Below are 20,089 nucleotides of genomic sequence, written 5' to 3'. Positions count from 1 at the left end.
TTATTTTGATTTTGCGACTAAAATAAGTAAGATTGCGAAATTATCGCGCAGTCTGTAAGACAATTACAACCCCTTTTTTATTAATTAACCTACTCAAAAGCTATGAGAACAGTTTTGTTCTTGGCTATGTTCTGTTGTGCCAGCTTTCAATATGGACAACAGGGCACTACCATTTTGGGGCGCGTGCAGGAAAGGGGAACAAATGCACCTATCTCCCAAGCCACAATTACCTTTGAAGGCCTTTCAAATCAAGTTTCTACCGATGAAAATGGTCAATTTGAGGTGAAAATTCAGCACTCTGGCGACATTATTATGATAGTTTCCGCTCCGGATTTTACCCTCAAACGGTTTTCCCTGTACCTCACTTACGAATCCACAGACCTCGGCAACATTTTCTTGGAAAGGGATATTGAGCGGGAGAAAACAGATAACCTCATTACCCTAACCGATGGCGATTTGCTGGATGATGACGAAACGGTTTCAGGGGCGATGGGATTGTTACAATCCACAAAAGATATATTTCTGAATAGGGCAGCTTTTGATTTTGGACAAGCGTTTTTTAAAGTTCGCGGTTACGATTCCAAGAATGGAACTGTATTGATAAACGGCATTCCCATGAATAAATTCTTTGATGGAAGACCCCAATGGAACAACTGGGGCGGACTTAATGACGTGGTCCGAAATCAAGAATACAGCTACGGGTTAACTGCCAATAGCTTTGCTTTTGGGGGCATCTTGGGTACTACAAACATTGATGCCAGTCCATCGGGAATGCGTCCCGGTGTGCGCTTGTCCACTTCCGCATCCAACCGCACTTACCGGGGTAGAGTAATGGCTACGTACAACTCAGGTGTACGCAAAAGTGGGCTGGCCTATACTTTTTCAGCCTCACGAAGATGGGCAGAAGAAGGTTATGTTGAAGGCACTCTGTATGATGCATATTCCTTTTTCGGTGCTGTTGAATATCAATTCAACCCTAAAAACAGTCTAGTGTTCACTTCTATTTTGGCCCGCAATCGAAGGGGGCGTTCCGCGGCACTCACCCAAGAAGCTTTTTCGCTGATGGGCAATCAGTATAATCCGTATTGGGGAATTCAGGATGGGCGAATTCGAAATTCGAGGGAGCGGGATATTTTTGAACCCCTTTTCCTATTGAACTACAAACTGAAGCTGGAAAAATTGAACTGGAATTTGGGAGCCGCTTATCAATTTGGGTCCAATGCCAGGAGTCGCTTGGGATATTTCAACGCGCCAAATCCCGACCCCACATACTACCGCTATTTGCCCAGCTACTATATCAATAGCTCCATTGGCGCGGATTTTATCAATGCAAATCTTGCTCGCGAAGCACTTTTGGACAACCCTCAAATGGATTGGAGTCAACTTTACGCCGGGAACACCAATTCTGAAAATGTGGGAAAAGCGTCTTATTTACTCTACAATGATGTGGCTGCGGACAAACTACTGACGCTCTCCTCAAATTTTGGGTATGACTTTAATGAACATTTTAGGGTAAACTTCGGTGGTAACTACAAAAAGGTGAATTCTGAGAACTATGCAGAAATTGAAGATTTACTTGGAGCCAGTTTTCATGAAGACATTGACGCTTTTTCAAACACTCTAAATGATGTTGATGGTAGTTTGGAAAAGACAGAAGGGGATATCTTCAATTACCATTACAATCTGGATGCCTCACAATTTGAAGCTTTTGGTCAAGTTTCCCTGTCCACTCGAAAATGGAGTGGCTTTGCTTCCGCTTCCATGACCAACTTTTCAACACAACGAAACGGATTGTTTGCCAACGAACGCTTTTTGGATACTTCTTTTGGGCCAAGTGAAAAGGTGTCATTTTCTGCTATTGGATTAAAGGGCGGTCTGACCTACTTTCTTACTGGGCGACATTGGTTTACGGTAAATGCGGCCAAGATTGAACGGGCACCCACACTCCAAAACACCTTCATTAATCCAAGGGAAAATAATGCGGTTGTTCCCGATGTTCAGAAAGAGATCATCACTACGGTAGATGTAAACTACTTCGTACGGCTACCAGATATCACGGGAAGAATCAGTGCTTTTTACACCCGTTTTCAAGACATGACAGACATCAACTTCTTTTTTGTGGATTCAGGTTTGGGGTCTGATTTTGTTCAAGAAGTCATAACCGGTTTGGATCAGTTGCACAAAGGCATTGAATTTGGTTTGGAGTACGAAGCATCATCCAACGTAAAAATATCGGCGGTTGGAAATTTTGGTCATTACGTCTACGCCAGCGACCCATATGTGCAAATTAATTTTGATACTGCCGGGGTAGAAGAGGAACTTATTGATCCCGAAGGAACCATTGATTTAGGATTTGCCAACCTTAAGGAGTTGAAATTGGCGCAAGGGCCTCAAACCGCGTTGGCAATAGGCGTGGAATACAGGTCGCCAAAGTATTGGTGGGTAGGTGGAACAGCAAATTATCTTACGAACAACTACGTTAATACCTCTACAATTACGCGTACCCCGAGCTTTCTTTTAGATCCAGAAACTGGGGAACGTTTCCCTGATGCCACGGACGAGGCTGTTGCAAAGCTATTGCAGCAAGAACCCTTGGATGATATTTACCTGCTAAACCTCATTGGTGGAAAGTCTTGGCTGTGGGGCAAAAAATATATTAGTGCATTCGTCAGCATCAACAACCTTTTCGATTCTGTATTCAGGACTGGGGGATATGAACAAAGTCGAAATGGCAATTTTGGACAGTTGCAGCAGGACAATTTGAGTGGAACGCCATCCTTCGCCCCAAAATATTGGTACAGCTACGGAAGAACCTATTTCTTAAATCTGGCCATCAGTTTTTAAAATACCGATTATGAAAAAACAATTCTGTGTTGCAATATGTCTTTTAAGCTTGGCCGTGTCCTGTGTGGGGAGCACCGATTTTTATATTCCCAAAGAGCAATGTGCGGAGAACTTGGAACCAAATATCACATTTAAAGAACTTGATGAAATGGTGCAGGCTGAGGTCATCCAAATTCATGAAGATTTAATTTTGGAGGGCTACGTGATTTCTTCGGATAGGGCTGGAAACTTTTTTAATGTGCTGTATCTGCAAGATACTCCCCAAAACCCATCAATGGGCCTACAAATTGAAATTGACTTCCGTGAATCCCATTTATTCTATCCGTCCGGAAGCAAAATTCTGGTAAAATTGAAGGGATTGTTTCTCGGAAAAAGTCGTGAAAACTTAAAACTGGGAGGCACCTTCACCTCATTTGGAAATATTTCCGTTGGGAGATTACCCGGTCTGAAGGCCCAAGAACATATTTTTTTGTCGTGTGATGAAAATGATGGAGTTCAACCATTTAAAACCAAGCTTTCAGAAATTGATAGCATTCCTTGGAATATTTTGGTTCAAATAGATAGTTTGGAGTTTTTGGAAGAAGAATTGGGGCAAACCTTTGCCATAGCAGAAGAAGAAACGGAGCGGAGGCTAAAAGACTGTGCGGAAAATGAAATAGTAATGCTAAACAGTGGCTATTCGGATTTTCAAGATGAGCCACTTCCTGAGAACAACGGGTCAGTTACCGCAGTGTTGATAAAAGATGGCAAGAACTATCAATTGGTGGTCCGAGGATTGGAGGACCTTGATTTTTCAAACGACAGATGCCCCGAGATCATTACCGAGTTCACATCGACCCAAATTTTTATTTCAGAATTGGCCGACCCAGATAACAACGCTGGAGCTCGTTTTGTGGAACTCTACAATTCCGCATCTGAACCTTTGGATTTAAACTTATGGACACTTCGCCGCTACACCAACGACAATGTAGAGCTAAGTTCTACCATTGACTTATCTGGATTTGTAATTGCCTCAGAAAGCACTATGGTGATCTCCCCCAATGCTGAAGAATTTGAATTGGTCTATGGGTTTCCACCCGATTTAGGCGTTTCCACAAACAGCCCAGCAGATTCCAATGGAGATGACAATCTGGAATTGGTAGACCCTTTTGGTAAAATAATCGATGTATTTGGAGTCATTGGTGAAGATGGTTCCGGCACCAACCACGAATTTGAGGATGGTCGTGCTATCCGTAACCCAGATGTACTTGAAGGAAATCCGGTTTACACCTTTTCCGAATGGGTGATTTACAATGATTCTGGAGATTCGGGAACCATTAAACAACCCCAAAACGCCCCAGCGGATTTTACACCGGGGCAACGGGATTAAGATGTCATATTAAAAGGGCTTGTACCCAAATTTTTGTCCACCTACCGAGGCATCGGCCATTAAGCCGGCTTTTGGGAGTGCAAATACGGCAACTCCATCTTTGTACTTGGCCTCAAAGGCAATACCAGATTTTAGGGCAACCGCAGAAGTTTCAGCAGCAAATTGGAATTTTTCGGCTTTAAAGCGCTCAAGATCTACAGGAGTTTCAAAAAAGATGACCTCAATGATTGCCTGGCCCCCAGCTTGGAGACCAATATTCAATTTTTTAAGGTCGGCCATTCCAACAGCTTCACCTCCTTCATAAACCACCCCGTTTCCTGACGCACCTCCAATAATGAAACCACCTTTCCCCACATTGGGAAAAATGACGTAGCCTGCCGAATTTTCAAAGAAACTTTCCAAACCAGAGTTGGTGTTGAGGAGGGTCTCCTTGGCTTTCTTGGCATCGTTCATTATTCGTTTATCCTTTGCATTCTGTGCAATGGCGCTTGTGGTAAATGTTACCAAAGCTACCAGTATAAGTGATTTTACAATTTTCATAGTGTTCATGTTTTATAGCAATACACAAAGGTAAATAACAAACCCCTTCCGAAATGGAAAGGGTTTGCCAATTAATGTTAATGAAACCTTAGAGTTTGGTCGGTTACTCAGGAAAATCTGCATGGGCCATCACCTCCTCCATTTGCAAAACATGGCGCTCTGTGTGTGCGGCGGTAAACATAATAAACTGCACTCCATCCACGGCTCCAAAAGGAAGGTTGTTGTTGTACCTATTCCTAAGATCGTCATCTGTGGTTTTAACGTAGTCGATGAGTTCAGTTCTCTTATCCAAAAAGGCCTGCAATGTCGCTTCAAACGAACCAAATTTGCCGCTGGGTTCAAAAGCTTCGGAGGTTTTTACTTTATTGCTTCTGTCCGTAACAACGGGCATAATCTGCTCGTCTTTAAATGCCAACGAGTCTTTTAGGGCGGGGTTGGGGCCATCTGCAACGGCTTTATGTACCAATTCCCCAAAAGTATTTTCCAAGATAGCAAGGTGTTCCACTCCGTCTGCAATGGACCACGTGCTGGTATCGGGTTTAAAATTGCGTTGTTCATCGGTTAGTCCATCAAGAACCGTCAGCATATGATCGCGTGTTTCGGTCAATAATTTGTTCACCATTTGGCGTTCTTCTTCCGTAAGTTTTGATGTATCCGCGCTAAAACTGAAAAGTACCAGTGCAACCACGGGTAGAATTAATTTTTTCATTTGATGTGTTTTAAGTGTGTTGATATAGTGTGTTTTAGATTAAAAATAATCCATACTAAGATAGTGTAATTATACACCCATTAAGGGGTCAAATACGCCAAATTTAGGGCCTGTTTGAGCGCAAAGAAAATAACTATGGAATTCAGAATTGGAATAAATTTAATTTATGATTTGATAATATTTTAATATCAATTGTCTATGCTTCCGACAGGCAATTTCGTAAATTTAAGGTGACTAAAAATTTAATTAAAACAACATACGATCATGAGTAAAGAAATGGCAAATGGGGCAGATGCAAGTCAATGCCCATTTTTAAGTGAAGTTGCCGGAGGAGGTACACAAAATGAAGATTGGTGGCCCAACCGACTTAAATTGGAACTTTTGAACCAGCATTCCGAAAAATCGAATCCGCTGGGTAAGGATTTCAGCTATGCTGAAGCGTTCAAGAAGTTGGATTATGCAGCACTTAAAAAAGACCTTTTAGATGTTATGACCGATTCACAAGACTGGTGGCCAGCTGACTTTGGCAGCTATGCAGGTTTGTTTATCCGTATGGCATGGCACAGTGCAGGAACTTATCGTGTGCAAGATGGACGTGGTGGCGGTGGCCGTGGTCAACAACGATTTGCCCCTCTTAACTCATGGCCAGATAACGTGAGTTTGGATAAAGCTCGTCGCTTGTTATGGCCTATCAAACAAAAATATGGTCAGAAAATATCTTGGGCAGACCTCATGATATTGGCTGGAAACGTTGCATTGGAATCAACCGGGTTCCGCACATTTGGTTTTGCCGGTGGCCGTGAAGATGTTTGGGAGCCAGACCAAGATGTGTATTGGGGTAATGAAACCGAATGGTTGGCCACAAGTGATACACCAAACAGCCGTTACCAACATAATAAGGAAAAACGTGAAATCGAGAATCCATTGGCAGCTGTGCAAATGGGATTGATTTACGTAAATCCAGAAGGACCAGATGGCAATCCTGACCCAGTAGCTGCAGCGCACGACATACGCGAAACTTTTGAGCGTATGGCAATGAACGATGAGGAAACCGTAGCATTGATCGCTGGTGGTCACACCATTGGAAAAACCCACGGTAACGGAGATGGCGAAAAAGTAATGATGGATGCAGATCCAGAAGCAGCTGATTTTGCATTGCAAGGCTTTGGTTGGGAGAATAAAAATGGTTCCGGAAAAGGTTCTGATGCCTTTACTTCAGGATTGGAAGTAATTTGGACCTCTACTCCAGTACAGTGGAGCAATGATTTCTTTAAGTTTTTGTTCGAGTTTGAGTGGGAATTGACCAAATCTCCAGCAGGAGCACACCAATGGGTAGCTTCAAATGCAGAGGCCATTATTCCAGATCCATTTGGTGGACCAAACAGAAAACCAACGATGTTGACTACTGATCTTTCGTTGCGTTTTGATCCAGCATATGAGAAAATTTCACGCAAATTCTATAACGACCCTCAGGCTTTTGCAGATGCTTACGCTCGTGCTTGGTTTAAGTTGACGCACCGTGACATGGGACCTGTTTCCCGTTACCTAGGACCAGAAGTGCCTAAAGAAGAATTGATCTGGCAAGATCCAATTCCTGCGGTAGACTATACATTGGTAGATGCTTCCGATATAAAAGCGTTGAAAGCAAAAGTGTTGGATTCCGGTCTTTCCGTTTCTGATTTGGTATACACAGCTTGGTCATCAGCAGCTACTTTCCGTGGAGGAGATAAGCGTGGTGGAGCCAATGGTGCCCGTATCAACTTGGAGCCTATGAAAAGCTGGGAAGTAAACAAAGGAACCGATAAAACCATTGCCGTTCTTGAGGGAATCAAAGACGAGTTCAACAGCAATGCTGGTGGAGGTAAAAAAATATCTTTGGCCGATATGATTGTATTGGCAGGTAGTGCCGCTGTTGAAAAAGCAGCTAGTGATGCCGGAGTTCCAACGGAAGTACCTTTTACTCCAGGTAGAAATGATGCTACTCAGGAACAAACCGAAATTGATTCAGTAGATTATTTGAACACGCCTTACGATGGTTTCAGAAACTATGTGGTGGAAGGAATAAAAGTTCCCGCAGAGCATTTGTTGGTGGATAAAGCACAATTGTTGACACTAACCACCCCAGAAATGACTGCTCTAGTTGGTGGTCTGCGTGTTCTTGGAGCCAATTTTGATGGTTCAAGACACGGGGTATTAACCGACAAAATCGGAGTGTTGAGCAACGATTTCTTTGTTAACCTATTGGATATGTCTACTGAATGGAAAGCTGCCAATGAGGATAAATCACTTTATGAAGGTGTAGACCGTAAGACGGGTGATTTTAAATGGTCCGGTACTCGAGTTGACCTTGTATTTGGTTCAAATTCTATTTTGCGTGCCCTTGCAGAAGTATACGCTGAAGCTGGTTCAGAAGCAAAATTTGTTAAAGATTTTGTTGCCGCATGGACCAAAGTAATGAACCTTGACCGTTTTGATTTAGCTTAATCAAAAGAGGTAAAAAAGAAAAAGAAGATTAATATTAAAAGCTGCCATGACCCAATAAGGTTGTGGCAGTTTTTTTATAACTTCCCAAGTACGATGAACGATACGGATAAATTCTTTGGCCATATTAGAAATGGCGACGTGCAGCAGGTTGAAAGCCTTCTCCAAACCAATAGCAGGCTATTGGAGTCCAAGGACCAAAGGGGTTCTTCACCCTTGTTATTGGCGGCTTACTATGGCCATGATAACCTAGTGGAACTTTTATTGGCCAAAGGGGCTAAGGTTGATGCCACGGATGGTTCTGGCAATACCGCTTTGATGGGGGTTTGTTTTAAAGGGTATGCCAGCGTAGCTGAACTACTGATAAAAGCAGGGTCCAATGTAGACCACATAAATGCCATGGGCGCCACGAGCCTCATTTATGCTGTTACCTTTAACAGGCAAGAGATTGCTGAATTATTGATTGAAAATGGAGCTTCCATTTCCATAAAGGATGCCAAAGGCTACACGGCATTGGACCATGCAAAGGAGCAAGGAATTGAACCATTGATTCAATTATTTCAGAAAAAAATATAACTGTCATCTACTATGACCGCCAAAGAACAACTCAATCTAATCAAACGCATTAAAGCTATTTCTGAGACTGGGTTGGTGTATGCAAAAGATGACTATGATCGTGAGCGTTATGAAGAACTCCAACAAATAAGTTTGAACCTTATGAGCCACACGGGCAATATCCCTATTGAGGTTTTGCAGGACTTTTTTATGCCGCAAAAGGATTATCCCACAGCCAAGGTCGATGTGAGGGGATTTGTTTTGAACGATAAAGATGAGATTTTAATGGCTTGTGAGGGGATTGATGGCAAATGGTCCATTCCCGGTGGGTGGGCTGATGTTGGCAATACCCCATCCATGGTCGCGGTGCGTGAGATTGAGGAAGAAACGGGTATTCGGACTAAGGCAGTCCGACTTTTGGGCGTGTATGACAAACAGGTGCACGAACATCCGCCCGAACCGTTTTACATTTATAAGTTGTTTTTTCAATGCGAAATTATTGGAGGGGAACTCAAGCCCGGATTTGATATGTTGGACGCTGCGTTTTTTCCTTTGGACAAACTTCCCGAACTTTCGGAACAACGAATTTTGGAAAGTCAATTAAAAGACTTTTTTAAAATGGTAAAATCCAACGCATCCGAACCTTATTTTGATTGAAGTTATGGTAGCACACTCCCAAAAACTAAAAACAGCGATTATCCAATCCCCATTGTTCTGGGAAGACCCTTTGGGCAATCGGGACATGTTTCAAAAGAAAATAGCATCCATTCCGGACGAGGTGGATTTGATTATTCTTCCCGAAATGTTTACCACAGGCTTTACCATGGAACCCCAGAATATTGAACATGCTGAAGGAAAGGCAACAGTGGCCTGGATGCAACGGTTGGCCAAACAAAAACAGGCTGCATTGGTGGGAAGTATGGTGTATTACGAGGATAATAGATATTTCAATAGACTGTTTTTTGTTTTTCCCGAAGGCGATATAAGGACCTATGACAAAAAGCACACGTTTAGCTTAGCAGGAGAGGATTTGGTATATGAAGCTGGCACCCAAAAGCTGATTTTGGAATACAAAGGCTTTAAAATTTGCCCAATGATTTGTTATGATCTTCGGTTTCCGGTCTGGGCCAGAAATGTAGAAGATTATGATGTGCTCATCTATGTGGCCAATTGGCCAAAACCTCGGGTTTCTGCCTGGGATACGCTTCTTCAGGCCAGAGCGATAGAGAATATGGTGTACAGCATTGGTGCCAACAGGATAGGATTGGACAATCTGGAATATGAATATTCCGGGCACTCGGCTGTGTATGATACGTTGGGTAAAAAGGTGGTCTACTCAGACAAGGAAGAGATTCTATATGCCACGTTGGATAAAAAACACATTGAAACCACTCGAAATAAACTTCGGTTTCTGGAAGATCGGGACCAATTTACTCTATTAGGATAAAATTTTCTTCCTTTTCCCAGTTGGCTCGTACTTCAATAACATCAGGGTAATAACTGATTTTCTCAGGCTGAATTTTTTTCAGGTAGCTTCCAGTATCCCATTTGCCGTTACCATTGTCATCAAAAATGACCCGAGCTACATAATTACCAGGATCTAAATTACTGAACTCAAAAGTTTGGGGTTCAGTTGCTGAAATCTCTCGTTGCACGTCCCCTTTCTCTGTTAACAGTTGTACCACCAAAGGATATCGGACAGCCCCACCTACATTAAACCGCAGATTTCCGTAATCCGCATAACTTCCAGTGGAAAGATTATAATCCAACGTGTCATTTTGAATCCCAAAAAAATCTGTTACCGCTCCTGGCAAGAACGCGAAACGATATCTTTGGTTGGGTTGCACATCAAAATCGAAATCAATTTTGTTTTCCAAAGAGTCCAAGGAATAACTGTAGGGAGCAATCAATGAATCGTTCAGCACAAGTCCTATTTTGGTGGAGTCCACAGTGGCAATTGGTGTGGTGGCTAACACGCTAAAGGTATTCTCAAAATTAAAATTACCGCGAACACTGGTACTCAAGGTGAGGGAATCCAAGGGTAATTTTCGGGTTTTTACCGTAAAGGTGTCAATCATTTCCAATTTTTGATTGGCAACCGTAAATATGATGGAATCAATATCTGTTGGGGTAATCCAATAATTCAAGGTATCCTTTTCACGGTCTTTCAAGATTCTGGTCTGTACCGAGTCGGGAAGCTCGGTCAAGGTTTCAATTGTGATATCCCTATAATCTCCTTGATATCCAAAGATGATATGGTTTTTGGCTACATAGCTGGGTACCGAAACACTATAATCCGGCAATTCCTTGAATAGATTGAGCAGGTATACGGAATCAGTGGGAATTGTAATGGTATCTTCCAAAAATCCTATTTTATCCAAACGCTGGTCAAACCGATTGTTTTTGTTGGCATCCTTCAGGGCAAATAGGGCATAGGTGCCAGCTTTCAGGTTTTTTAGCTCAAAAAGAGGCAGGCTATCCCCTGTATTGGCAATATAATTCGGTAAGCTTTTATACACGGTGGAATCAGTGTAGGCGGTGTCAATTTCATAGAGCATAACACTCACAAACTCATCGGCCTTTTTGTTGTAGGCATCTTTCACCGCACCCTTTAGTGTCAAGGAATCAATATAATCTCCGGTGGAGAACACATAGGTCAAAAAGCTGTTGGGGTTTCCTTCATTGTTGTCCACCAAGCTTTGTCCAAAATTAATGGTATAGGTGGTATTTTCCCGTAGGGTATCCTTTAGGATAATCTCAATATATTTTCTAGGACCACCCTGTGGTGTAATTTCCGGTTGGTTTTTTAAAGGGGGCGAGACAACAAGTTGTTGCTGCACATCCTGCAGCTTGATAAGTTCATCAAAATAGAGGCGAATCTTGTCCGACTTAAAATTGACCGAGAAATTTTCAGGTTCGGCACGGGTCAGTTTTGGTGGGGCGATGTCCTCTGGTCCTCCAGACGGGGAACCTCTTTGGGCACATTGCCAAAGGGCCAGTACCACAAAGGCAAAAAACAGGAAACCCAATATTTTTTTGATGTATGCCATGCTCAAAACCAATGGGGCAAAGAAACAACTAATTTAAAAACTTGACCCAAGGATTCACAAATTTTAACCCTACGGCACAACCGCTATGCTCACCACCGAAACATCAACATTTTTGAGTTGTAACAGCACCTTGGCACAGGATTCTATGGTGGCGCCGGTAGTGATGACATCATCCACCAAAAGGATATGTCCATAAGAAGTTTTGCATTTTGGATTAAGCTGAAAAGCCGCTTTGGAATTCTCCCACCGTAACTGTCTATCTTTTTTGGTCTGTGTTTTGGTGTTTAGGATCTTCAACAGCAAATCATCCCGATATTCAGCTCCAATGGATGAGGCAATTTTTTGTGCGAAGAGCGCGGTTTGGTTATATCCCCTTTTTTTGAGTTTTTTCCGATGGAGGGGAACAGGCACCACAACATCTATCTTGGAAAGTCCTTTATCTTTTTCCAAAAAGGAGCCATACCAATCGCCAAAAAAGCCACCTATTTGTTCCTGATTTTTGTATTTTAACCAATGCAACAGGTTTTTTACAATCCCATTTTTTGAGAAAAAAACGAAGGACGCGGCCTTTTTTATAGGAATTCTCCCATAAAATATACGGTCTACAGCGTTTTCTTCCAGAAAGTTATGATCGGTGAGTGGCACATCATGTCGACAAACGGCACACAAAATGTGTTCTCCCCTAAATAATTGGGTATTACATCCAAAACATACCTGTGGCAATAGGATGTTGTTAATCTCGTTTAGTATCTTAGCCAACCTTTTTGGTATCAAATCTTATATGCGTTAGACTAGTCTATTAACCCATGGGTCCCCAAGATAACAATTTCAACTACAAGATCATCTTTGCTGCACTCGTTGCGGTCATCGTGGGTATTCTCATTGCGTTCTACTATAGTTATGCGCAGTCCAAGAACCAAATGTCGTTTTTGGAGGACGAAAAATCTATTTTGGTGAAGGACCTTACTTTAATGAAGGCCGAAGTAGATCGTTTATCCGGACTCAATGAGGTCAATGAGATTGAATTGCAAACCTCAAGATTCAGGGTGCAACAATTATTGGATTCTGTGGGAAGGCTCAACTTCAGCATCACCAAATTAAAAGAGACTCGAAAAGAACTACGTAAACTTGAAATTCGGTTTGACAGTTTAAAACTCAAAAATAACTTCCTTCGCTATAACAACAGCCTTATGGCAAGTCGTTATGAGGAGACCAGAAGACAGCTCGAAGAACTGCGCGGAAAAGCCAGCAACATGGAGCAAACCGAATCGTTGCTTCGGGAAACCAACAGGGAACTTACCCGCGAACTTCGTATTAAAAGTTATCTAAAATTACAGGATGCCGAAGGCAGTGGTTTTAGATTGCGAGCCGGTAGGCCCATCAAGACCAATAAGGCTTCCACCATTGAAAAGCTTAGGGGATGTGTAACCGTTCTGAGTGATCCCAATGAAAGAGGTGATGTAAAAGTCCTCTATCTTCAATTTTTAGATCCCAACATGACGGTTATTGAAGATAATGCCAACACCATTTCCGTTAGTGGCAACACCTACAGCAAGAAAGTGGAGATTGTGTACACCGGTAAGGAAATCAGTATTTGTGACGCCATTACCGTTCCTGAAGGTTCCTTGCCAGAAGGAATTTACACCCTCAATGTTTTTGAGGACGAAAGATTACTCGCTTCCACAGAATTTCAGCTGAAATAGCATACTTCTTTTTGGGTAAAATTCTATTTTTGCCCAATGGCAAATCAGGAAGACATTTTTAAGAAGGTTATCTCCCACGCAAAGGAATACGGGTACGTGTTCCAATCCAGTGAGATTTATGATGGACTCAGTGCAGTGTATGACTACGGACAGAACGGTGCCGAGCTAAAGAAAAATATTCGCGAATATTGGTGGAAAGCCATGGTGCAGCTCAATGAGAACATTGTGGGCATCGATGCCGCCATATTTATGCATCCCACCACATGGAAGGCCTCTGGCCACGTGGATGCATTCAACGACCCGTTGATCGATAACAAAGATTCCAAAAAGAGATACCGTGCCGACGTCTTGATTGAAGATCATGTGGCCAAGATTGAAGCCAAAATCGAAAAGGAAATAGCCAAAGCTGAAAAACGTTTTGGGGATAGTTTTGATAAGGAACAATTTTTGTCGACCAACCCACGTGTGATGGGTTATCAAGAGCAGGCAGATACCATCCTAAAACGGATGGCTCGATCTTTGGAAAAAGAGGATTTGGCCGATGTAAAAGCCTTGATCGAGGAATTGGAGATTGTTTGCCCGGTTTCAGGTTCTAAAAACTGGACTGATGTAAAGCAATTCAACCTGATGTTTGGCACCAAGTTGGGGGCCTCCGCTGATAGTGCCATGGACCTCTACCTTCGACCTGAAACCGCCCAAGGTATTTTTGTGAATTTCTTGAATGTTCAGAAAACGGGACGCATGAAGATTCCGTTTGGGATAGCCCAAACCGGAAAAGCCTTCCGAAACGAGATAGTCGCACGTCAGTTTATCTTCCGTATGCGGGAGTTTGAACAGATGGAAATGCAGTTTTTCATCAAACCAGGTACCCAAATGGAGTGGTATGAGGCTTGGAAGGAAAAGCGATTGAAATGGCATCTTTCTTTGGGAATGGGAGCCGACAATTATCGTTTCCATGACCATGAAAAATTGGCCCACTACGCGGATGCCGCTGCGGATATCGAATTCAAGTTTCCATTCGGATTTAAAGAGTTGGAAGGTATCCACTCCCGTACCGATTTTGACTTGGGCAACCACGAAAAATATTCCGGCAAAAAGTTGCAGTACTTCGACCCAGAGTTGAATGAAAGCTATGTGCCTTATGTGTTGGAAACGTCCATAGGACTAGATCGTATGTTCTTGGCCGTGTTCTCCAATTCGTTGCAAGAAGAGGAATTGGAAAACGGAACCACACGTACCGTGCTTAAAATTCCAGCGGTTCTGGCACCGAATAAAGTGGCAGTATTGCCATTGTTGAAACGTGATGGTTTACCTGAAGTTGCCCAAAAATTGGTTGACGAACTTAAATGGGATTTCAATGTGGATTACGATGAGAAGGATGCCGTTGGGCGTCGCTACCGTCGTCAAGATGCGGCAGGAACACCATTCTGTGTCACGGTTGACCACCAAACGTTGGAAGACGATACGGTTACTATTCGTCACAGGGATACCATGGATCAAGAACGCGTAAAACTTTCTGAGGTGAAGGATATCATCTCCAAAGAAGTGGATATGCGGTATTGGTTGCAGAAGCTCTAGAACAATCCGGTAATTTCTCCATCATTGGAAATGTCGATTCCTTCGGAAGAAGGATGCGCTGGCAAACCAGGCATTCGCATGATATCTCCTGTAATGGGAATCAAAAATCCAGCACCTACGGCAATTTCAATTTCACGGACCGTGATGATAAAATCTTTTGGCCTTCCCAGCAATGCAGGGTTGTCCGATAATGACTTTTGCGTCTTGGCAATGCAAACAGGGAGCTGTTCCAGTCCCAAGTCAGCTATTTTCCTAAGATTGGCCTTTGCCTTTGGAGTGTAATCCACATACTCGGCGCCATAGATTTCGGTTGCAATAGTAGCTATTTTGTCAGTTACGCTTGATTTCCAATCGTACAGTGGTTTAAAGTCTGAGGTGCTGGATTCCACCACATCGATGACGTGTTGTGCCAAATCCAAAGCGCCTTCCCCACCTTTGGCCCACACATCAGCAACCGCTACGCGAATACCTTTTGATGCCGCTAAATCCTTAATCACTTGAATCTCTTCCTCTGTATCCGAATTAAATCGATTGATGGAAATCACCGGAACCACCTGAAACTTAGCAATGTTTTCTAAATGCTTTTCCAGATTGGGCAATCCTTTTTTGAGAGCTTCAACATTGGGTTCGGTCAACGATTTTAAGTCTGCTCCGCCATGATATTTTAAGGCGCGGATGGTGGTAGTGAGCACCACGGCTTTTGGGGTAAGCCCTGCACTCTGACATTTAATGTCAAAGAATTTTTCGGCACCCAAGTCAAATCCAAAACCAGCCTCGGTAACCGTATATTCGGAATGTGACATACCCATTAAAGTGGCAATGACACTGTTCGTGCCTTGGGCAATATTGGCAAACGGCCCACCATGAATGATAGCAGGATTCCCTTCAATGGTTTGCACCAAATTGGGTTTTATGGCATCTTTCAGCAAGGCTGCCATAGCCCCTTCCGCTTTTAGATCTTTGGCATAGATGGGCTTTTTATCAAAAGTGTATCCCACAAAAATATTTCCTAAACGCTGTTTTAAATCACTGAGGTTTTCGGCCAAACACAGAATGGCCATAATTTCTGAGGCAGCCGTAATATCAAAACCCGTTTCCCGTGGCACACCCGAAGTAGTTCCTCCCAAACCCACAATCACGTGCCGTAAGGAACGGTCGTTCATGTCCATTACCCGTTTCCAGCCAATGGTTCGTGGGTCCAAAAACAAGGAATTGGTCTTGCTTTGAATGTTGTTGTCGATTAGGGCCGCCAAAAGATTGTGCGCTTTTTCAATGGCAGAAAAATCCCCTGTAAAATGCAGATTGATGTCTTCCATGGGCAGCACTTGTGAATAGCCACCTCCGGTGGCACCACCCTTGATTCCAAAAACAGGACCGAGCGAAGGTTCACGAAGTACCACCGTGGTTTTCTTTTTTAACCGATTCAATCCTTCCGATAGCCCAATGGACATGGTGGTCTTTCCTTCACCGGCAGGAGTTGGTGAAATAGCTGAAACCAAGATCAGATTACTCTTTTTGGCCTTTTCCTTGTCAATGGCTTTTAAAGGGAGTTTGGCCTTGTACTTCCCGTACATTTCAATCGCATCGACAGGGATGCCGAATTTTTCGGAAATAGCGGAAATGGGTTGCAGTTCAACCTCCTTCGCAATTTGCAAATCGGTCATAAGTGGTATGTTGCGTTAGCTTTGGAAACCCAAAAAGAATTTGGGTTCCATCCTACAATATACCATAATCGGACAAGATTTGCCTAGTAAATATTCAAATCCAGATAGTCGTTTTTGAATTTCCCTTCGGGGTCGTATTTCTTAGCCAAGGCCAAGAAATCGCCAAACTTCTCATAACGCTCGTGCAGGGTATTCGGATTTACAGTGAACAGTTTACCCCAATGTGGTTTTACATTGAACGGAGCCAAAGTGGCTTCAATTTTTGGGAGCAACGCCATGACTTCCTCCGGTTTTTGCTTCCAAGTGAAGTGAATGGCCACAGAATTTTGATGGTAACAAGGACTCATCCAAAATTCATCCGCAGCAATGGTTCGCACTTCGGTAATCATCAAATGCGGATTGATTTCATTCTTCATTTTTTCCAACGCCAAGATAGCTTCAACGGCATTTTCATGGGGGATAAAGAATTCGGATTGCAATTCTTCACCCGCACTGGGCGTAAAACCCATTTTAAAGTGGGGCAGACGGTCGTACCAAGGGCCTGGAACACCCATTTGTTGGGAACAAGCCTCCGCAGAAATGGAAGCAATAGGGTGCAAGTTTTCAGTAGCGGCCTTGGCTCCATGGAAATCATCTCCCAGCGCCTCATGCTCAGTATCCACTTTGCGCTTTACCCAAACCTCACTGATTTTTTCATCCAACCAATCGGTAAACAGGCTAACGCTGTACCCGGCGGACATGATTTCATCAAAATTTTCGACCAAGGCAGACAATGGAAGGTCCACAAAGACATTCTGAGTCACATCAAAAGCCTCTTGGATTTCCAAAGTGACCTTGGTAACGATGCCAAAAGCGCCCAGACCAACTACGATGCCATAAAAATCGGGATGGTCGCGGTCTATGGTCACCAATTCACCACTTGGGGTAACGAGTTCCAAAGCCACAACCGGGGTGGCCAAATTTCCATTGGTGACCCCAGAGCCATGTGTTGCCGTGGAGCAGGCGCCCACTACCGTAATATGTGGTAAGGAGGCCAGATTGTGGAGCGCGTAGCCTTTTTCATAGAGTTCCTCACTGAAATCCCCGTAGCGCGCACCACTTTCCACGGTGATGGTCTTATTTTCCGTATCCAGACTGACCACTCTGTTCAGGTTTTTGGTAGAAATCTGATTTTTAGGGCTGTCCGCAATGTTGTTGAAACAGTGTCGGGAACCCAAGGCCTTTTGTTGGCCCAATTCCTTCACCAATTGTTGTACCTCTTCGGTAGAGGTAGGTTCATATAGTTTTTCGGCTTGGTAGGTATAATTACCGGCCCAATTTGTTCTTGGAGGGGTAGCTTGTGCGGTCACAGTTTCTTTTTTCTTGTCCAAACAGGCAAGGTTGGGCAGTAACATTCCGCCCGCCACGGCCATGGAGGAAGATTTAATGAATTGCTTACGTTTCATAAGGGAATTGTTTGTTGGGTTGTATGTGCGGGTTGCTCCGCATGTGCTGTGAAGGAACCCTTACTAAGATACGGAATTAGCCACTAACATTTAGAGGCCAGATTGTGAGACGGAATGCCAGAAATGTTATTCCACCCGAATGCCTTGGGTGGTAAAGGAAAGCCCTTGCTGCCCAGAGGTGGAAATCATTACTCCCTCAAAATAGGGTTCGTGCGTATTGGGTTTTATGGACCATTGAAACAAGAAATTGGCTCCCGTTCCCCCTTCTTTGTCGTGCTCATCGATCACTATTTCCACGGTTTCCATGGGTTGGATGTAGATGGGTTTGTTGAAATAGGTGCGGATGGAATTCCCATGGGTATCAAAATACTCCGCTTTGTTGAGGTAGATGGTATCTCTAAGGTTGGTGTTGCGCATGCTGATGGTCCCCGTAAGGTTATGGGTACGGTGTTCCGTTTCGCTATAGATTTGGGAATACACGGAAAGGTAACTGATGCCTTGCATCAAGGAATCATTGGCCGAAAGCGTTACCGTGCGGTTGTTCCAGTTAACGGGATCCACGGAGCTTACCTCTTTTTGCGCTTTTTCGGCACAGGAAAAGATAAGGAGCGACAAAACGATCAAGACCAACTTTTGCATAGGGCAGTATTATGTCTGACTAAGATACGGAATAGTAGATGTTGTAAACCCGTCAGTTCGAGTTTTTCCGAAGGAAAAGTATCGAGAACCGGGTTTTCGTCATGCAGAACTTGTTTCGGCATCCCATAGCGGTGTGACCCTGAAACAAGTTCAGGGTGACGTTTCAATGTTAATCAAAACCCTCACTGAAAAATTCTTCAAGGGTCATGTCGAAAGCTACTAATTCGTAGTAACACAACTTAAACGGACCGACTATCTTGCCGTCATGTTGAACGAAACCCAAATCGCACAGCTCCAAGACTGGATTACCGATACCTATGGTACGCCAGAAGCATTGGCCCACTATTTAGATTTAGCCTTGGAAATGTTGTTTTACTTGGAAAGAGATGCTTTTGAGCAGGTTGAAATACAAGATGTGGTGATGGCACTAAAGGGGATAAAGCGGGTTTTGCGGTGAACTCATGCTCTTTGATGTCTATCTGACATCACTTTTCTTTCGTAAATATTTTCGCAATCCAATCATAATTCATCAGCATTAGAATTCCAATAAGAATATTTAATCCGGAAATGGCCCACCAATTATAGTCAAGATGTTGATCAAACATAGCACCCTCAACTTCACCCAGACCGTATGCGGAAACTTGATTTTTAAAAGCTAAATAGCAATAGTCAATAAATTGGGCCAAATTATTTACAATAAGAAGGAGTCCAATAAGTATGACTGCAAACTTGAAAAGGCCTTTTGTTTTTAAATCTTTGGTTTCTATGATATCACTATCAAAGCCTTTTGTTAAGCGAAACAACTTTATAATTCGGTCAGTTTGGAATAACAAAATGTAGGTAATCAGCCCTGTCACAATCAAGTAAATCAAATTCATGGCAAAGTGAAATGATAAAAAGCCACTTGAATAAGACATATTAGGAACTAAGGTAAAAAGAGCATCGACAAAACAATATGTTCCCAAAGCTTTAATGATAAGTCTGAAAAAGTCTTTTGTGGTCATTTAATTATGCTGGTTTTAATAATTAAAAAAATCATCAATTTTCTCTTTTAACAGATAATCTTCATTAATTAATTTAATTCCTGTGGAATTTGATTTCAATCCTAAAATATATTTGTTTGGATACTTAATGATTTCAAATTCTCCTAAATAAATTTCTTTGGCCAAATCATATTCAGAATTGGTATAATTAGACGGGTTGTTAAGTTTTATCCCTATTTTATCTGTTTTAAAGCTGAAGGTCCCCAATAACTTTTCAGAGTCAAACCCAGGCAGTATTATAGTTGAATCCAAAGATTGAAATGATAATTTTTCTGCCCCTTCATATCCTGCCACATTAAATTCTATTGAAAACTCTTTTGAGACAGTATTGGGGTAAACTGATTTTCCATTAAAACGCATTTCTGAGATTACCCAATTACCATCAAGCTCTATTTTATTTGAACAAGAGACGCTTAGACCAATTAACAAGACTCCTATGATATTTCGCATTTTTATACGATTTAAAAGA

General features: G+C 42.7%; 18 protein-coding genes. 9 read left to right on the top strand and 9 right to left on the bottom strand.

Going from position 1 to position 20,089, the window contains the following annotated elements; translation table 11 throughout:
- Positions 1 to 102: 102 nt before the first annotated feature.
- Both ACFSJE_RS09185 and ACFSJE_RS09180 read left to right on the top strand, forming a co-directional pair.
- Complete coding sequence (locus ACFSJE_RS09185) at positions 103 to 2,844, top strand: carboxypeptidase-like regulatory domain-containing protein (RefSeq protein ID WP_379830693.1); 2,742 nt, start codon at positions 103 to 105, stop codon at positions 2,842 to 2,844.
- A 10-nt stretch (positions 2,845 to 2,854) separates the two neighbouring features.
- Positions 2,855 to 4,213, top strand: a complete 1,359-nt coding sequence (locus ACFSJE_RS09180) for a DUF5689 domain-containing protein (RefSeq protein ID WP_379830692.1) — start codon at positions 2,855 to 2,857, stop codon at positions 4,211 to 4,213.
- A gap of 9 nt (positions 4,214 to 4,222) precedes the next feature.
- On the opposite strand, the gene ACFSJE_RS09175 is transcribed toward ACFSJE_RS09180, so the two are convergent.
- Positions 4,223 to 4,753: a lipid-binding SYLF domain-containing protein gene (locus ACFSJE_RS09175; RefSeq protein WP_379830691.1), complete on the bottom strand. Its 531-nt coding sequence runs from the start codon at positions 4,751 to 4,753 to the stop codon at positions 4,223 to 4,225.
- Between the two features lie 103 nt (positions 4,754 to 4,856).
- Positions 4,857 to 5,462, bottom strand: a complete 606-nt coding sequence (locus ACFSJE_RS09170; protein ID WP_379830690.1) for a DinB family protein — start codon at positions 5,460 to 5,462, stop codon at positions 4,857 to 4,859.
- Positions 5,463 to 5,726: 264 nt separating this feature from the next.
- On the opposite strand from ACFSJE_RS09170, the gene katG reads away from it, so the two are divergent.
- From katG to ACFSJE_RS09150, 4 genes are all read left to right on the top strand, one after another.
- A complete protein-coding gene (gene katG, locus ACFSJE_RS09165; protein WP_379830689.1) occupies positions 5,727 to 7,946 on the top strand; it encodes a catalase/peroxidase HPI in 2,220 nt (739 codons plus the stop codon).
- Positions 7,947 to 8,039: 93 nt separating this feature from the next.
- Positions 8,040 to 8,519 carry an ankyrin repeat domain-containing protein gene (locus tag ACFSJE_RS09160; protein ID WP_379830688.1) on the top strand — a complete coding sequence of 160 codons (480 nt, stop codon included), beginning with the start codon at positions 8,040 to 8,042 and terminating at the stop codon, positions 8,517 to 8,519.
- 12 nt (positions 8,520 to 8,531) lie between these two features.
- On the top strand, positions 8,532 to 9,155 hold the full coding sequence (locus ACFSJE_RS09155; protein ID WP_379830687.1) for an NUDIX hydrolase: 624 nt from the start codon (positions 8,532 to 8,534) through the stop codon (positions 9,153 to 9,155).
- Positions 9,156 to 9,159: 4 nt separating this feature from the next.
- Positions 9,160 to 9,945: a nitrilase family protein gene (locus tag ACFSJE_RS09150; RefSeq protein WP_379830686.1), complete on the top strand. Its 786-nt coding sequence runs from the start codon at positions 9,160 to 9,162 to the stop codon at positions 9,943 to 9,945.
- Here ACFSJE_RS09150 and ACFSJE_RS09145 read toward each other — a convergent pair.
- On the bottom strand, positions 9,929 to 11,548 hold the full coding sequence (locus ACFSJE_RS09145; protein ID WP_379830685.1) for an Ig-like domain-containing protein: 1,620 nt from the start codon (positions 11,546 to 11,548) through the stop codon (positions 9,929 to 9,931). The two genes, ACFSJE_RS09150 and ACFSJE_RS09145, sit on opposite strands and share 17 nt — an antisense overlap.
- Before the next feature lie 69 nt (positions 11,549 to 11,617).
- Positions 11,618 to 12,307 carry a ComF family protein gene (locus tag ACFSJE_RS09140; protein ID WP_379830684.1) on the bottom strand — a complete coding sequence of 230 codons (690 nt, stop codon included), beginning with the start codon at positions 12,305 to 12,307 and terminating at the stop codon, positions 11,618 to 11,620.
- Between the two features lie 47 nt (positions 12,308 to 12,354).
- Between ACFSJE_RS09140 and ACFSJE_RS09135 the strand changes: the two genes are divergently transcribed.
- Both ACFSJE_RS09135 and ACFSJE_RS09130 read left to right on the top strand, forming a co-directional pair.
- Complete coding sequence (locus tag ACFSJE_RS09135) at positions 12,355 to 13,251, top strand: AAA family ATPase (RefSeq protein ID WP_379830683.1); 897 nt, start codon at positions 12,355 to 12,357, stop codon at positions 13,249 to 13,251.
- Between the two features lie 36 nt (positions 13,252 to 13,287).
- The gene (locus ACFSJE_RS09130; RefSeq protein ID WP_379830682.1) at positions 13,288 to 14,829 is read left to right on the top strand and encodes a glycine--tRNA ligase; all 1,542 of its coding nucleotides are present in this window, start codon (positions 13,288 to 13,290) and stop codon (positions 14,827 to 14,829) included.
- Here the strand turns inward: ACFSJE_RS09130 and ACFSJE_RS09125 are convergent.
- From ACFSJE_RS09125 to ACFSJE_RS09115, 3 genes are all read right to left on the bottom strand, one after another.
- Positions 14,826 to 16,493 carry a formate--tetrahydrofolate ligase gene (locus ACFSJE_RS09125; RefSeq protein WP_379830681.1) on the bottom strand — a complete coding sequence of 556 codons (1,668 nt, stop codon included), beginning with the start codon at positions 16,491 to 16,493 and terminating at the stop codon, positions 14,826 to 14,828. The genes ACFSJE_RS09130 and ACFSJE_RS09125 overlap by 4 nt on opposite strands.
- 83 nt (positions 16,494 to 16,576) lie before the next feature.
- Positions 16,577 to 17,938 (bottom strand): D-arabinono-1,4-lactone oxidase, encoded by a 1,362-nt coding sequence (locus tag ACFSJE_RS09120; protein WP_379830680.1) that lies wholly within the window; start codon positions 17,936 to 17,938, stop codon positions 16,577 to 16,579.
- A 126-nt stretch (positions 17,939 to 18,064) separates the two neighbouring features.
- Positions 18,065 to 18,577, bottom strand: coding sequence for a DUF3124 domain-containing protein (locus tag ACFSJE_RS09115; RefSeq protein ID WP_379830679.1), 513 nt, complete (start codon positions 18,575 to 18,577; stop codon positions 18,065 to 18,067).
- Positions 18,578 to 18,842: 265 nt separating this feature from the next.
- Here ACFSJE_RS09115 and ACFSJE_RS09110 point away from each other — a divergent pair, with 265 nt between their 5' ends.
- Positions 18,843 to 19,034, top strand: a complete 192-nt coding sequence (locus ACFSJE_RS09110) for a hypothetical protein (RefSeq protein ID WP_379830678.1) — start codon at positions 18,843 to 18,845, stop codon at positions 19,032 to 19,034.
- 28 nt (positions 19,035 to 19,062) lie between these two features.
- Here the strand turns inward: ACFSJE_RS09110 and ACFSJE_RS09105 are convergent, their stop codons facing one another.
- Both ACFSJE_RS09105 and ACFSJE_RS09100 read right to left on the bottom strand, forming a co-directional pair.
- Positions 19,063 to 19,581, bottom strand: coding sequence for a hypothetical protein (locus ACFSJE_RS09105; RefSeq protein ID WP_379830677.1), 519 nt, complete (start codon positions 19,579 to 19,581; stop codon positions 19,063 to 19,065).
- A 15-nt stretch (positions 19,582 to 19,596) separates the two neighbouring features.
- The gene (locus ACFSJE_RS09100) at positions 19,597 to 20,070 is read right to left on the bottom strand and encodes a hypothetical protein (RefSeq protein ID WP_379830676.1); all 474 of its coding nucleotides are present in this window, start codon (positions 20,068 to 20,070) and stop codon (positions 19,597 to 19,599) included.
- Between the last annotated feature and the right edge of the window lie 19 nt (positions 20,071 to 20,089).

The sequence above is a fragment of the Flagellimonas iocasae genome (assembly GCF_042682725.1).
In the GTDB taxonomy this organism is placed as follows: domain Bacteria; phylum Bacteroidota; class Bacteroidia; order Flavobacteriales; family Flavobacteriaceae; genus Flagellimonas; species Flagellimonas iocasae.
The sequence above is the reverse complement of the archived record's forward strand: the minus strand, read 5'-3'. Positions and strand labels throughout refer to the sequence as shown.

Excerpts from the sequence above, each read along its gene's own strand:
- ACFSJE_RS09180 (WP_379830692.1), top strand. The coding sequence starts at position 2,855 with ATGAAAAAACAATTCTGTGTTGCAATATGTCTTTTAAGCTTGGCCGTG.
- ACFSJE_RS09110 (WP_379830678.1), top strand. The coding sequence starts at position 18,843 with ATGTTGAACGAAACCCAAATCGCACAGCTCCAAGACTGGATTACCGAT.
- ACFSJE_RS09135 (WP_379830683.1), top strand. The coding sequence starts at position 12,355 with ATGGGTCCCCAAGATAACAATTTCAACTACAAGATCATCTTTGCTGCA.
- katG (WP_379830689.1), top strand. The coding sequence starts at position 5,727 with ATGAGTAAAGAAATGGCAAATGGGGCAGATGCAAGTCAATGCCCATTT.
- ACFSJE_RS09150 (WP_379830686.1), top strand. The coding sequence starts at position 9,160 with ATGGTAGCACACTCCCAAAAACTAAAAACAGCGATTATCCAATCCCCA.
- ACFSJE_RS09155 (WP_379830687.1), top strand. The coding sequence starts at position 8,532 with ATGACCGCCAAAGAACAACTCAATCTAATCAAACGCATTAAAGCTATT.
- ACFSJE_RS09175 (WP_379830691.1), bottom strand. The coding sequence starts at position 4,753 with ATGAAAATTGTAAAATCACTTATACTGGTAGCTTTGGTAACATTTACC.
- ACFSJE_RS09115 (WP_379830679.1), bottom strand. The coding sequence starts at position 18,577 with ATGCAAAAGTTGGTCTTGATCGTTTTGTCGCTCCTTATCTTTTCCTGT.
- ACFSJE_RS09105 (WP_379830677.1), bottom strand. The coding sequence starts at position 19,581 with ATGACCACAAAAGACTTTTTCAGACTTATCATTAAAGCTTTGGGAACA.
- ACFSJE_RS09100 (WP_379830676.1), bottom strand. The coding sequence starts at position 20,070 with ATGCGAAATATCATAGGAGTCTTGTTAATTGGTCTAAGCGTCTCTTGT.
- ACFSJE_RS09185 (WP_379830693.1), top strand. The coding sequence starts at position 103 with ATGAGAACAGTTTTGTTCTTGGCTATGTTCTGTTGTGCCAGCTTTCAA.
- ACFSJE_RS09145 (WP_379830685.1), bottom strand. The coding sequence starts at position 11,548 with ATGGCATACATCAAAAAAATATTGGGTTTCCTGTTTTTTGCCTTTGTG.
- ACFSJE_RS09160 (WP_379830688.1), top strand. The coding sequence starts at position 8,040 with ATGAACGATACGGATAAATTCTTTGGCCATATTAGAAATGGCGACGTG.
- ACFSJE_RS09170 (WP_379830690.1), bottom strand. The coding sequence starts at position 5,462 with ATGAAAAAATTAATTCTACCCGTGGTTGCACTGGTACTTTTCAGTTTT.
- ACFSJE_RS09125 (WP_379830681.1), bottom strand. The coding sequence starts at position 16,493 with ATGACCGATTTGCAAATTGCGAAGGAGGTTGAACTGCAACCCATTTCC.
- ACFSJE_RS09120 (WP_379830680.1), bottom strand. The coding sequence starts at position 17,938 with ATGAAACGTAAGCAATTCATTAAATCTTCCTCCATGGCCGTGGCGGGC.
- ACFSJE_RS09130 (WP_379830682.1), top strand. The coding sequence starts at position 13,288 with ATGGCAAATCAGGAAGACATTTTTAAGAAGGTTATCTCCCACGCAAAG.